A 13,920-nucleotide genomic window follows, 5' to 3' on the forward strand; every position below is an offset into this window, starting at 1 on the left:
TTCCTAACTGTTCCCAAAAATATCGTGGTACGCCGCTGCCAACAGCAGTGGATCATGGACGGGGCGGCGCCTCGACGCCCCTACTCTACCCAACACCACCTCGGCACCGATCATCCCGGCGGCCTTCTCGAAAGCCTTGAGATCCTGGATTGCGGCAGGATCAGCCAGGACGACGTCGACGCTGAACTCCGGTGCATACCGGCGTAAAACGTCCAAATGATCCGCCGCAGTCATGCCGGATGTCTCTTTGGTTTCGACGTCGAGGTTCATGGTCAAGCACCGCTTGGCCGCGGTGTCACCGAGTGCCTGCCGGAGTTCGGGCAGGAGGAGGTGCGGAAGCACCGACGTATACCACGAACCCGGTCCCAGGATCACCCAGTCCGCCAATTCGATGGCCGTCAAAGCCTCCGTGCAGGCAGGCGCGTCCTCTGGAAGCAGCCGCACGTCCTCCAGCTTTCCGGCGACCGCGCACTTGGCCTGGCCGCGGACCAGCTGAAGCTCGTGCCGCCCGTCGCCCAAGTCCACCCGGGCGTGCCCCTCAATAGTCAGGGGCACGCTGGACATCGGAAGAACCTGACCGCGCGCACCCAACAGGGCACCCGCCCACTTGAGGCCCGCAACTGCATCGCCCAAGAGCTCCCAGAGCGTAACAATGAGCAAGTTGCCCATCGCGTGGTGATCCAACGATCCGCCCTTGGCAGAGCCTGTGTCGAACCGGTGCTGCATCACGTCCCGCCACGTTCGGCCCCAGTCGGTGTCGTCACAGAGCGCACTCAGCGCCATCCGCAGGTCCCCCGGCGGCAGGACGCCGTACTCGTCCCGCAAGCGGCCGGAAGAGCCGCCGTCGTCCGCTACTGTGACGATGGCCGTCAATTCGGAAGTCAACAACCGGAGGGCAGACAAGGAGGCGGCCAGTCCGTGGCCGCCGCCCAAGGCGACCACCGAGGGACTCTTCTTCTGCTGGCTGCCGGGCACGCCCTTCGGAGGGATAAGCGGCAGCGGCCCGGTCAGGACACCCACTACTCGCGTCCCAGGTCGCGGTGCGCGGTGGTCACCGTCACGCGCGGAAATTGGGCGAGCCGTTTGGACAGTTCGACGGCGACCGCCACGGAACGGTGTTTGCCGCCGGTACAACCGACAGCCAAGGTGGCGTAATGCTTGTTTTCCTGGCGGTAGCCGTCAAGGACGGGCTCCAGCGCCTGCACGTAGCGGTCCACGAATTCCTGGACACCATCAGCACCCAGAACGTACGCGCTGACATCGGCATCCAGTCCTGTGTGCGGACGAAGCTGCGGAACCCAGTGCGGATTCGGGATAAAACGTGCGTCCGCCACAAAGTTCGCATCCACCGGCAAGCCGTACTTAAAGCCGAAGCTCATGACGTTCAACCGCAGCGTCACCGGCCCCGTGTCGCTGAAGAGCTCCGTGATGGCCGTGGCAAGTCCATGGACGTTGAAGTCCGACGTGTCCAAGACGACGTCCGCATGCTCGCGCAGTTCGCGGAGGACTTCGCGCTCCACTCCGATGCCATCGAGAATCCGGCCTCCACCCTGCAGCGGGTGCGGCCGCCGGCCCTGTTCGAACCGGCGCACCAGGACTTCGTCGTTGGCGTCGAGGAACAGGACACGGAAGGAGACTCCGCTGGCGCTCAAGGCGCCCAACGCGGTTTGGATATCGGTGAAGAGATCCTTGCTCCGGACGTCGACCACGACGGCGAGCTTGGGAATCGACTTTGGCGCATGGGAAACGATCTCTGCCAACGTCCCCAGCATCTGCGGGGGCAGGTTGTCCACCACGTACCAGCCATGGTCCTCCAGGGCGTCAGAGGCGGTGCTTCGTCCTGCCCCGGACATCCCGGTCACCACCAAAAGCTGTGCCTCCGGCGGCTTCACTGGTGTGAGGTCCTCCTGCTCGGCACCGAATCCGGCCGTTGCCTCATCCATCAGTTGTCCCCGTTTCATCGGAAGTGATCGTTTGCAGCTTGTACCGCCTTCTGACATGGCATGACGCCCTGGCCTGTGGTCTCCACTGGCCAGGTTCTTACCCTAGCTAAGATTTCTTACCCTAGCTAAGATTCGAGGATTTCGCCGGTGGTCATGTTGACCGCTGGAACGACATCGTCGGCTTCATCACTGGATCCAAGGTGCTCGAGGACTGCCGCGGCCAAGGTAGGCCCGATGCCTTTCGCGGAGGTGAGCTCGGCAACGGACGCTGCTTTGATCTTTTTGAGGGACCCAAATTGGGCAATCAACGCCTTGCGTTTCGCTTCGCCGAGCCCCGGCACACCGTCCAAAGCCGACACCGTCATGGCCTTGCCACGCTTTTGCCGGTGGAACGTGATGGCGAAGCGGTGGGCCTCATCCCGGATGCGCTGGAGCAAGTACAGTCCCTGGGACGTCCGCGGCAAAATGACGGGGAAATCGCTGTTGGGCAGCCAGACCTCTTCGAGCCGTTTGGCGAGGCCCACCAGGTACACGTCGTCGATCCCCAGCTCGGCAAGGGCACGGGCCGCGGCGTTTACCTGGGGTTGGCCACCGTCAACCACCACCAGGTTGGGCGGATAGGCAAACTTGGCCTTCGGCGCGGGCATGGAGGGGTCCGACGTCGAAACTTCCGTAGCGCTCTGGGCGCCTGCCCGCGTGGGGTTCACGATCTCGCCGGACACGACCGGAACTTGTGCTGCCTTGTCAGTCAAGTAGTGCCTGAACCGACGCGTCAGTACGTCGTGCATGGCCGCGGTGTCATCTGAAGCCGCTGGGCCTGTGATGGAAAACTTCCGGTAATCCGACTTTTTGGGCAGCCCGTCCTCCACCACCACCATGGACGCCACCACATTGGTTCCTTGGACGTGGGAGATGTCGTAGCACTCGATCCTCAACAACGGAACAGGCAGCTCCAGGGCTTCCTGCAGTTCCTGCAGAGCCACCGAACGCACGGTGATGTCACCGGCGCGGCGCGTCTTGTGCAATTTCAATGCCTGCTCGGCGTTGTCTCTCACGGTTGACATCAAAGCGGCCTTATCCCCGCGTTGGGGCACCCGAATGTCCACTTTGGCACCCCGCAACCCGCTAAGCCACTCCATCAATTCCTCATGGTTGCTCGGGTTTTCAGGCACCAGCACTTCCCGGGGGAGACGGCCTTGGACTTCGCTGTCTTCCCCATATACCTGCTGCAGCAAGTGCTCGATGAGTTCCGGCGTCGTGACATCCTCCACCTTCTCCACCACCCAGCCCCGTTGGCCACGGACCCGTCCGCCTCGGACATGGAAAACCTGGACAGAGGCTTCAAGTTCGTCTTCATGCAAAGCGAAGATGTCGGCGTCCGTATCCTCGGCAAGAACCACGGCGTTCCGTTCGAAGACCTTTCGCAGGGCGATGATGTCATCCCGGAGGCCGGCGGCGCGTTCGTAGTCGAGCTCCGCTACCGCTGCGGCCATGTCCTTCTCCAGCCGGCTGATGAAGCGCTTGGCCTCACCGCCCATGAAGGAGCAAAAGTCCTCCGCAAGATCGCGGTGCTCTTCGGGAGTTACCCGGCCAACGCAAGGAGCAGAGCATTTGTCGATATACCCCAGCAAGCACGGGCGTCCACTGGCGTTCGCCCGCTTGAAAACCCCTGCGCTGCAGCTGCGGACGGGGAATACCCGTAGCAGCGTGTCCATGGTTTCGCGGATGGCTCCGGCGGTATAGGGACCGAAATACTTGGTGCCCTTCTTCCGCTCACCGCGCATGACCTGTACCCGAGGGAACTTCTCCCCCATGGTGACGGCGAGGTACGGATACGTCTTGTCATCCCGGAAAACCACGTTGAAGCGGGGCTTGAACTCTTTGATCCAGGTGTATTCCAGCTGGAGTGATTCGAGCTCACTGCCTACCACCGTCCACTCAACACTGCTGGCAGCGTGGACCATGGCGTGGGTCTTAGGCAGAAGACCGGCGGGGTTGGCGAAGTATGAGTTCAGCCGTGACCGAAGGTTCTTGGCCTTTCCCACATAGATGACCCGACCGTGGGGATCGCGGAACCTGTAGACGCCTGGAGTGGTGGGAATTTCCCCCGTTTGGGGTCGGTAACTTGCTGGATCTGCCACGGTTCCAGTCTAGTAGTCCCCGGCGAGGGGCATTAGTCGACCGTTTTGCTCTGGTTGTAGCTCGTGGACCTATCCTGTCCGCTGAGCGAGGCGATGGCGTCCATGATCTTGTCCGTCACTTCGCGCCTGGCCGGCAACGAGTGGTCCGGACCGGTCTTCTCGAAGTACAGCGGTTCGCCAACTTTCATGGTGAAGTGCTGCGGGCGGACGGCGTTCTTCCCCGCAGGCTGGAGCTTCTCGGTGCCGATAAGGCCTACCGGAATGACGGGCGCTCCCGTGGTCAGGGCGAGCCAACCGACGCCGGTGCGCCCGCGGTAAAGGATTCCGTCGCGAGACCGGGTGCCCTCGGGGTAGATACCGATCCCTTTCCCGGACTCCAGAATATCCAGGAGCGTCTTCAACGCCTGCACGCTCGCGGCCTGCTCACCACGTTCAACGGGAATGGACCCGACCGCCTCGAAGAAGGACTTCATGACGGCGCCCTTAATGCCCTTGGTGGTGAAGTACTCGGCCTTGGCAAAGAAGGCAACAGGGCGCGGCATGAGAGCCTGCACGATCACACTGTCCAAAAACGACAGGTGGTTGGGTGCGACGATGAACGGACCTTCTTGGGGGACGTTCTCCAGTCCGATGACAGTGGGGCGGCAGGTGGAGGAGACCAATCCGCGGGTGGTCCACCGAATCGCATCAAAGACTGCCATCGTTGTGCACCTCGCTCAAGGCCGCCACTCGGACAGCGTCCAATTCTTCGATGGCTCGCCGCAGTTCCAGCGCCGTGTCGACGACGGCGACCGCTCCGGCTTCCACAAGTTCACCATCGGGGGCGAACCCCCAGCTCACACCGATGCAATCCAAGCCGTTCGCCATCGCTCCTGCGACGTCCTGGTGCCGGTCCCCCACCATCACAGCTGTTTGGGGGTTGAGGCCCGCCAATGCTGCGGCAACTATCTCGACCTTGCCTGGCGCCGAATTGGCGGCCACGGACTCGTCATCCGCGGCGCCTTGGATTGTCACGAAGAAGCGGGCAATTCCGTGGTGCTCCAGGACGAGCCGGGCCAGTGCTTGTGGCTTTTGGGTGGCTACGGCCACCGGACGTCCAGCGCGTGCAAAGGACTCAAGGAGGTCGTATACCCCGGGGTACAGCGTGCTCTGGGGTATTCCGTACTGCCTGTAGTGGACCCGATAGCGCGCGATGATCTCATCCACTAATTCGACGGGCACATTGGCCAGATGGAGCAAGGAATCGCTCAGTTTCGGTCCCACCATGGAATTCAAAACGGATTGCTGCGGAACCGGTAGGCCCAGCTCTTCGAGGGCCGCCGCTATTCCTCCCGTAATACCGCCGGCTGGATCGACGAGGGTGCCGTCCAGATCGAATATTACGGGCACCATTGTTTGAGTCACCGGCTTAGTTTCTCACGAGTAGCGGCATGCTTGAAACTCGCATGCCGCTACCGGAATACTTCGGTCTCCGCAGATATTCCTTTGGCGAAAAACAGGGGCAGCGTTTTGTTCTTATCCCAGAATTTCGGCCAAGAACGCAGCCGTGTGGCTATCTGCTGACTTTGCTACTTGTTCCGGGGTGCCGGTTGCGACAATTTTGCCACCGCCCGAACCGCCGTTAGGTCCCAGATCCACGATCCAGTCGGCGGACTTGATCACGTCCAGGTTGTGTTCAATGGTGATGACCGTGTTGCCCTTGTCCACCAAGCCTTGGAGAACCATCAGCAACTTCCGGATGTCCTCAAAGTGCAGGCCGGTTGTGGGCTCATCCAAAACGTAGATGCTGCGACCATTGGAGCGCTTCTGAAGTTCCGCAGCGAGCTTGACGCGCTGCGCCTCGCCGCCGGAGAGGGTGGTAGCGGGCTGCCCAAGCCGGACGTAACCCAGGCCCACGTCCACCAACGTCTTCAAGTGCCGGGCAATCGGAGTGAACGCTGCAAAGAACTCAGCGCCTTCTTCGATGGGCATGTTGAGGACGTCCGCAATGGTCTTCCCCTTGTAATGAACCTCAAGGGTCTCCCGGTTGTACCGGGCCCCGTGGCACACTTCACAGGGGACGTAGACATCGGGGAGGAAGTTCATCTCGATCTTCAGCGTGCCGTCGCCCGAACAGGCCTCACAGCGTCCGCCCTTGACGTTGAAGGAGAAGCGACCGGGCAAGTATCCCCGGACCTTCGCCTCTGTGGTCTCAGCAAACAGTTTGCGGATGTTGTCAAAGACTCCCGTGTACGTGGCCGGGTTGGACCGTGGGGTACGTCCAATGGGGCTTTGGTCGACGTGCACTACTTTGTCCAGGTGTTCGAGGCCGGCAACGCTCCGGTGGCGGCCCGCTACCTGCTTGGCACCGTTGAGCTTATTGGCGAGAACCTTGTACAGGATTTCATTGACCAACGTGGACTTACCGGAGCCACTGACTCCTGTCACGGCGGTGAAGAGCCCCAGCGGGAACGTGGCATCAACGTTGTCGAGGTTGTTCTCCTTGGCCCCGATCACCTTCAACTCACGCTTTTTGTCGTATTTGCGACGCTTGGCGGGAATCTCGATTCGACGCCGGCCGGACAGGTAGTCACCCGTCAAGGACTCCGTGTTGGCCAGGAGGTCCTTGTAGGTGCCTGAGTGCACTACTTGACCACCGTGCTCACCGGCGCCGGGGCCGATGTCAACGATCCAGTCCGCCTCGTGGATGGTGTCTTCATCGTGCTCGACAACAATCAGCGTATTGCCGAGGTCCCGGAGCCTGGTCAAGGTTTCGATCAACCGACGGTTGTCGCGCTGATGCAACCCGATGGACGGTTCGTCCAGGACGTAGAGGACACCCACAAGTCCAGACCCGATCTGGGTAGCCAACCGGATGCGCTGTGCCTCACCGCCGGATAAGGTTCCCGATGACCGTTCAAGGTTCAGGTACTCCAAACCGACGTCGAGAAGGAAGGTAAGCCGCGCTTGAATTTCCTTCAGGACTTGGTTGGCAATCTGGGCCTCTCTGTCCGTAAGTGTCAAGCCGCCCAGGAAAGCCGCACAATCCCGCATAGGCAATGCTGCGACCTCAGCGATGGACTTGCCGTTGATGAGCACTGACAACGACGCCGGGTTGAGGCGCGCGCCGTTGCATGCGGGGCACGGTACCTGCCGCATGTATTCTTCGTAGCGGTCCCGGGCCCAGTCCGAATCGGTTTCGCCGTGCTTCCTGTGCACGTACTGGATGGCGCCTTCGAATCCGGTGCTGTATTTACGTTCGCGGCCAAAACGGTTCTTGTACTGGACAACAACCTTGTGGTCCTTGCCGTGAAGAACCGTGTTCCGCACATCCTTGGAGAGCTTCTCCCACGGGGTCTTCATGGAAAAGCCGAGCTCGTGGGACAGCCCTTCCAGGAGCCTGGTCCAGTATTCGGTGGTGGCTGTTCCGAGCGCCCATGGCGCAATGGCGCCCCTCCCGAGTGAAAGCTCAGGGTTGGGGATAATCAGTTCCTCGTCCACTTCCAGCTTGGTCCCGATGCCACTGCACGCCGAACAAGCGCCGAAGGGATTGTTGAATGAGAAGGAGCGGGGCTCGATTTCGTCAATGGCCAACGGGTGTTCGTTAGGGCACGCCAGGTTTTCCGAGAAGGCCCTGATACGGGCGGGGTCATCGGCGTCGACATCAACGAATTCAACCAGGACGCGGCCTTCTGCCAGGCCCAGTGCTGTTTCCACGGAATCCGTGAGCCGCTGGCTGATTCCCTCCTTGACCACCAAGCGGTCCACCACAACCTCGATGGTGTGCTTGAACTGCTTTCCGAGCTTGGGAGCATCATTGAGTTGGATAAGCTCCCCATCCACGCGGGCGCGGGAGTACCCCTTGGCCGTCAGCTCCTTGAAGAGCTCAACGAATTCGCCCTTGCGCCCACGAACCACCGGCGCCAGCACCTGGAAACGCGTGCCCGTCTCCAGTTCCAGGAGTTGGTCGACGATCTGCTGCGGAGTTTGCTTGCTGATGGGCTCGCCACACACGGGGCAGTGCGGGCGGCCGACGCGGGCCCAGAGCAACCGCATGTAGTCGTAGATCTCCGTGATTGTCCCCACCGTGGAGCGGGGGTTCTTGCTCGTTGACTTCTGGTCGATCGACACAGCGGGCGACAGGCCTTCGATGAAATCGACGTCCGGTTTGTCTACCTGGCCCAGGAACTGGCGCGCGTAGGCGGACAGGGACTCGACGTACCGGCGCTGCCCTTCAGCAAAGATCGTGTCGAACGCCAAGGAAGATTTACCTGAACCGGAGAGGCCCGTAAACACGATCATGGCGTCCCGGGGCAGATCCAGATCCACATTGCGCAGGTTGTGTTCCCGAGCACCCTTGACCACCAAGCGGGACAGGTCCGGCCGGGAGGGCTTGGTTTCGGCAACAACGGAAACGCTGGTGAGGGATTCGAGGGCTGTATCGTCAGCTAAGGCTTTGGGCACCTACCAATGCTAATCGAAAACTTCTTCGAATTTCCATGTCGTTCCTCACACGCTACTGGCGGGTACGGGTCCGCATCGGCCGGGATCAGTCCGCATCGTAGGCGGCTGCCAGGAGTTGGACTGCTTCGGCAAAGGAGGCACCTTGGGCTTTGGACGCCGCAGCGTATTCAGCGGCAACACTTGCCAGCGCGCCCCAACGGTCATCCCTCGGGCACACGATGGTTCCATTGCGGCCCCGGGTAGCGACGACGCCGGCAGCCTCCAATTCCTTGTAGGCGCGGGCAACCGTATGCGGCGCCACGTCCAACGCGCCGGCGAGGTTCCGCACCGGAGGCAGTTTGGCGCCGACGGCAAGCACCCCGGAGTCGACCAGCTCGATAATGCGAAGCCTCAGTTGGTCAAAGAGGGCGACCGCACTGCTGGAGTTTGGGCGCCATGTGCCCGGGAAATCGTCCGCCGGGCTCATCGCGGGCCCCGGCCCGGCCTTGACGCGGACCCGCCCTGCGGCGGCACGAAACTACCTTCATCCATGCCAAGAATTAGACCAGCGACGGCGGCCCGGGACAAGACGGCGGTCTGGAACAAGGGTCTACCACCCGACATGCTCATGAGCCCTTACGGGCCACTGCGAAGATGCGCCGGAACGGGAACACCGTTCCGTGCGCTGTGGCCGGGTACGCATCCCGGAGCAGCTCTGAGTATTCCTGTTCGAACTCTGCGGCTTCCTCCCCCGTCAAGGCAGCGAGGACAGGCCGCAGCCCAGTCCCCCGCACCCATTCAAGGACGGGGTTCTCCCCGGGCAACAGTTGCTGGTAGGTGGTTTCCCAAGCGTCAGCCTCGCATCCGGCGTCGAGCATGATGCCAAGGTAATCGGACGGGGCGGCAACAGCGCCATCGTGCCTCAGCACCCCACCCAAGCGTGTTCGCCATCGGGCGGACTCGGCGAGCCGCCGCATCAAGACATGCGATGGGGAGGTGAAATTGCCCGGCACCTGAAGGGCGAACCAAGCGCCTGGCTTCAGCGCCTGCAACCAGTCCGCCAGCATCTTTTCGTGTCCCGGTACCCACTGGAGCGCGGCGTTGGTCACCACCACGTCGGTCTCTGCATCGGGCTCCCACTCCGAGATATCACCCAGTTGAAATTCCACGTAGCGGGTCACGGCCGCATCGGCCCGGGCCTTGGAAAGCATCTCCTCCGAGGAATCCACCCCGACAATCCGGGCATCCGGCCAGCGGGCAGCCAAAGTGGCAGTCAGGTGGCCGGTACCGCATCCGAGGTCCACCACCGTGTGCGGCCGGTCCGCCCCTACCCGGGCAAGGAGGTCATGGAACGGCCGGTCCCGATGATCGCCGAACTGCCTGTAAACGGCCGGATCCCATTTCACGAAAAGCCCCCTCGCTCACCCATCACTCTTGGGCTGAGCCTAAACCGTGCGGGCACTAAGCTGGAAACCAATGAAACTTCTTGAGCAGCTTCCCGGTTCCGCCGATGCCGATTCCCTTGGGCCCGACGAGATATACACGCGTTTTGTGGAATGGACCGAAAGCCGGGGGCTGCAGCTTTACCCAGCCCAGGACGAGGCCATCATGGAGCTTGCCTCAGGTGCCAACGTCATCCTCGCCACCCCCACCGGCTCGGGTAAATCCCTGGTAGCTATAGCCGCCCACTTCGAAGCAATGTCCCGCGGCCGTCGCAGCTACTACACCGCACCGATCAAGGCATTGGTATCGGAAAAGTTCTTTGCCCTCTGCGAGATTTTTGGGGCGGAAAACGTTGGCATGATTACGGGAGACTCAGGGGTTAACCAAGACGCGCCCATCATCTGTTGCACGGCCGAGATCCTGGCCAATATTGCCTTGCGCGAGGGCGCTGCAGCGGAACTGGGCGTTGTGATCATGGACGAATTCCATTTCTACTCTGATCCGCAGCGCGGCTGGGCGTGGCAAGTACCGCTGCTGGAACTGCCACAGGCCCAATTCCTGTTAATGTCCGCCACCCTCGGGGACGTATCCCGGTTCGAAGCAGGACTGTCCGAGCTCACGGGGCGCGCAACAACTACTGTCAGCTCAGCTGAACGACCCATTCCGCTCCATTACTACTACCACCTGACCCCGGTCCACGAGACGTTGGAAGAACTTCTCGCCACCAAGCAGGTGCCGGTCTATGTGGTGCATTTCAGTCAGGCCGAAGCGATCGAGCGCGCCCAGAACCTGATGAGCATCAATATGTGCAGCCGGGACGAAAAGGACCGGATCGCCGAGCTCATCGCGGGTTTCCGCTTCGCCGCCGGGTTCGGCAAGACCCTCAACAGGCTGGTCCGGCACGGCATAGGCGTGCATCACGCCGGCATGCTGCCGAAGTACCGGCGCTTGGTGGAACAGCTTGCACAGGCCGGCCTCCTGAAAGTGATTTGCGGTACCGACACTTTGGGTGTGGGCATCAACGTCCCCATCCGAACCGTGCTGCTCACGGCATTGAGCAAGTACGACGGCGTACGCACCCGGGTGCTCAACTCCCGTGAGTTCCACCAAATTGCCGGCCGTGCCGGCAGGGCGGGTTACGACACCGCGGGCACGGTGGTGGTGCAGGCGCCGGAGCACGTGGTGGAAAACACCAAAGCCATAGCCAAGGCCACTGCCAAGTTCGGCGATGACCAGAAGAAGCTCCGGCAAGTGGTCAAGAAGAAGCCGCCAGAGGGCTTTGTGTCCTGGGGCGAACCTACGTTTAAGAGACTGGTGGAGTCCGTCCCGGATCCCCTCACCTCCAGCTTCTCCGTTTCCCACGCCATGCTGCTGAACCTCACGGAACGGCCCGGAGACCCCTTCCACGCAGCGCGCCGCTTGCTCACTGAAAACCATGAAAGCCGTCCGGCCCAGTTGAAGCTGATGAAGAAGGCACTCGGAATCTACCGGGAACTCCTGGCCGCGGGGGTTGTGGAACGCATCCCGGACGATGAGCGCGACGCCGAGGGCCGGTCTGTGCGGCTGACAGTGCACCTGCAAGCAAACTTCGCCCTCAACCAGCCCCTTTCGCCTTTCGCTTTGGCCGCGCTCGAGCTCTTGGACCCGGAGTCGCCGTCGTATGCCCTTGACGTTGTTTCGGTCATCGAATCCACACTGGAAAAGCCACGTCAGATACTCTCGGCCCAACAGAAGAAAGCACGCGGCGAGGCCGTGGCGGCAATGAAGGCCGAGGGTATGGAGTACGACCAACGCATGGCCCTGCTGGACGAGGTCACCTACCCCATGCCCTTGGCGGAGATACTCGGCGAGGCGTTCGAGGTCTACCGGAAAGCCGCGCCTTGGGTGGGAGACTTCGAGCTGGCACCGAAATCGATCATCCGGGATATGTACGAGCGCGCCATGAACTTCGGCGAGTTTGTCCAGTTTTACGGCCTGGCCCGCTCCGAGGGCATCGTGTTGCGATACCTCGCTGACGGCTACCGCGCCCTCAGGCAGACCGTCCCCCAAGACTTGCTCCGCGAGGACCTTGAGGACCTTATTGCATGGCTGGGTGAACTGGTGCGCCAAGTGGACTCCAGCCTGTTGGACGAATGGGAAGAGCTCACTTCCGGCCTCACCCCCACTCCGCACGATGCTCCGCCGCCGCTGCCGCCGTCCCTGACGTCCAATGCCCGGGCATTCCGGGTGATGGTCAGGAACGAAATGTTCCGCAGGGTGGAGCTCTTCGCGGACGAGGATTCGGCCGCCTTGGGTGAACTGGATGCCGAGGCCGGCTGGGACGCCGAGCGTTGGGAAGAAGTCCTGGACGACTATTTCGACGAACACGACGACATTGGCACCGGTCCCGATGCCCGGGGGCCCGGGCTCCTGATCATCACCGAAGAACCCGGCATCTGGAAGGTCCGCCAAATCTTCGACGACCCAGCCCACAACCATGACTGGGGAATCTCCGCGGAAATCGACCTGGCTGCCTCCGATGAAACCGGAACGGCAGCAGTCCGCGTCACGGACGTGAACAGGCTCTAGGACCAGAGCTGTGGCTTCAGTTCCGGACCTCACCGCCAGTCTCCGCCAGTTGGCTGCCCTTGATGGGCAGCCACCGGCGCCGGTTGCAGGTCCGCGACGCTGGTGGGATGGACCGCTCGACGTCGAAGGTCTTGCCTTGGGTGCCGTGCAGGCCACCGCAACCGCACTGGACGCCCTGACCGGCGCGGCGGAAAGGTACACGGTCTCGTCCTCTGCGGCCTCGGCTGCCTTCAATTCGCTGGCACACCTGCGAGTTGACGGGCGAGAGCCACAGAGCTTTGGACCCATGTCAGGATTCCGGCAAACCTTAGACGGCTGGATCCGGCTCCATGCCAATTACCCGCACCACGCCGCCGCCTTGATGGCCGCAGTTGGTGCCTCGGACCCTGAAGGTGTGGTGCGCGCCCTGCTGTCCCAGGCAGCGGTGGATGCAGAGCACGCCATTGTGGCGGCCGGTGGTGTAGCCGCTGCTGTACGGACACGCAGGGAATGGCTCATGAGCCCGATGTACCAAGCGGCACGCTCCGGGCCCTGGATCAGTTTCATCCCTCCACCGAAATCCGGGGAGCATCGCCCGTCGTCGTGGCTTCCGTCAACAGACCCCATGACACCGCTGGCGCACCTCAAAGTCTTGGACTTGACCCGGGTCATCGCCGGCCCCACGGCTACCCGCGTCCTTGCTGCATTGGGCGCAGACGTCCTCCGCATCGATCCCCCCTCCATCCCTGAACTGCCTGATGCGTTCATTGATTCAGGATTCAACAAGCGCAGCACGGTGGCTGACTTCCGCGACGATCGCGTTGTGGAACGGGTGCAGGCACTTGTGGCCTCTGCCGACGTCGTGGTGAGCGGATATCGCGATGGCGCATTGCAGCGTTTCGGATTGGACCCGGACTCCCTGATGTCCCGGAACCACGGAACCGTGGTTGCGACATTGAGCGCCTGGGGCCGTGGTGGCCCATGGGACGGACGCCGTGGTTTTGACAGCCTGGTGCAGGCGGCCTGCGGAATCGCGGCCCAGTACGGAACGGAAGCTAAAAACGGCTGGAGGCCCGGAGCGCTGCCCGTCCAAGCCCTTGACCACGCCACGGGCTACGGCTTGGCCGCTGCGGTGCTGGCTCTGTTGGCGGAAAGGCTCGTCACTGGGGTGGGGGGCGCTGCTCGACTGTCGTTGGCGCGCACAGCCGAGGAACTCTATCGCCTGACACCGGCCAATTGTTCCGTCCCGGCTGAAAGTATGCCTGAGCCGGAGTACCACTTCCTGGATAGCCACTACGGCCGTCTACGCTTCGTCGGGCCTCCCCTTCTTGTCGACGGCGTCCAGCTCGCCTTCACTAAACCGCCGGTCAGCTACGGTTCGTCCGCGCTTGCTTGGTGGTGAGTTGCGCCGGCTTGCCCTTCGG

The 13,920-nt window shown here is 62.1% G+C and carries 10 protein-coding genes; 2 read left to right on the forward strand and 8 right to left on the reverse strand.

Going from position 1 to position 13,920, the window contains the following annotated elements; all coding sequences use genetic code 11:
* Window positions 1-3: 3 nt before the first annotated feature.
* From QRN42_RS06170 to QRN42_RS06205, 8 genes are all read right to left on the reverse strand, one after another.
* Window positions 4-1,020 carry a gluconeogenesis factor YvcK family protein gene (locus QRN42_RS06170; protein WP_284974747.1) on the reverse strand — a complete coding sequence of 339 codons (1,017 nt, stop codon included), beginning with the start codon at window positions 1,018-1,020 and terminating at the stop codon, window positions 4-6.
* Window positions 1,020-1,943: an RNase adapter RapZ gene (rapZ, locus tag QRN42_RS06175; RefSeq protein ID WP_284974748.1), complete on the reverse strand. Its 924-nt coding sequence runs from the start codon at window positions 1,941-1,943 to the stop codon at window positions 1,020-1,022. Before rapZ ends, QRN42_RS06170 begins: the two co-directional genes overlap by 1 nt.
* A 125-nt stretch (window positions 1,944-2,068) precedes the next feature.
* Window positions 2,069-4,084, reverse strand: coding sequence for an excinuclease ABC subunit UvrC (gene uvrC, locus QRN42_RS06180; protein WP_284978391.1), 2,016 nt, complete (start codon window positions 4,082-4,084; stop codon window positions 2,069-2,071).
* A gap of 32 nt (window positions 4,085-4,116) precedes the next feature.
* On the reverse strand, window positions 4,117-4,785 hold the full coding sequence (locus tag QRN42_RS06185; protein WP_284974750.1) for a lysophospholipid acyltransferase family protein: 669 nt from the start codon (window positions 4,783-4,785) through the stop codon (window positions 4,117-4,119).
* Window positions 4,772-5,488, reverse strand: a complete 717-nt coding sequence (locus tag QRN42_RS06190) for an HAD hydrolase-like protein (protein WP_284978392.1) — start codon at window positions 5,486-5,488, stop codon at window positions 4,772-4,774. The genes QRN42_RS06185 and QRN42_RS06190 overlap by 14 nt, the downstream gene beginning before the upstream one ends.
* Before the next feature lie 111 nt (window positions 5,489-5,599).
* A complete protein-coding gene (gene uvrA, locus QRN42_RS06195) occupies window positions 5,600-8,527 on the reverse strand; it encodes an excinuclease ABC subunit UvrA (protein WP_284978393.1) in 2,928 nt (975 codons plus the stop codon).
* 85 nt (window positions 8,528-8,612) lie between these two features.
* Entirely contained in the window at window positions 8,613-8,993 is a 381-nt protein-coding gene (locus QRN42_RS06200; RefSeq protein ID WP_284974753.1) for a GntR family transcriptional regulator, read from the reverse strand.
* Between the two features lie 139 nt (window positions 8,994-9,132).
* A complete protein-coding gene (locus QRN42_RS06205; protein WP_284978394.1) occupies window positions 9,133-9,912 on the reverse strand; it encodes a trans-aconitate 2-methyltransferase in 780 nt (259 codons plus the stop codon).
* Window positions 9,913-9,982: 70 nt separating this feature from the next.
* Between QRN42_RS06205 and QRN42_RS06210 the strand changes: the two genes are divergently transcribed.
* Complete coding sequence (locus QRN42_RS06210) at window positions 9,983-12,517, forward strand: DEAD/DEAH box helicase (RefSeq protein WP_284978395.1); 2,535 nt, start codon at window positions 9,983-9,985, stop codon at window positions 12,515-12,517.
* A 10-nt stretch (window positions 12,518-12,527) separates the two neighbouring features.
* A complete protein-coding gene (locus QRN42_RS06215) occupies window positions 12,528-13,898 on the forward strand; it encodes a CoA transferase (RefSeq protein ID WP_284978396.1) in 1,371 nt (456 codons plus the stop codon).
* Window positions 13,899-13,920: the final 22 nt, after the last annotated feature.

The sequence above is a fragment of the Arthrobacter sp. fls2-241-R2A-200 genome (assembly GCF_030209745.1).
Lineage (GTDB): Bacteria > Actinomycetota > Actinomycetes > Actinomycetales > Micrococcaceae > Arthrobacter.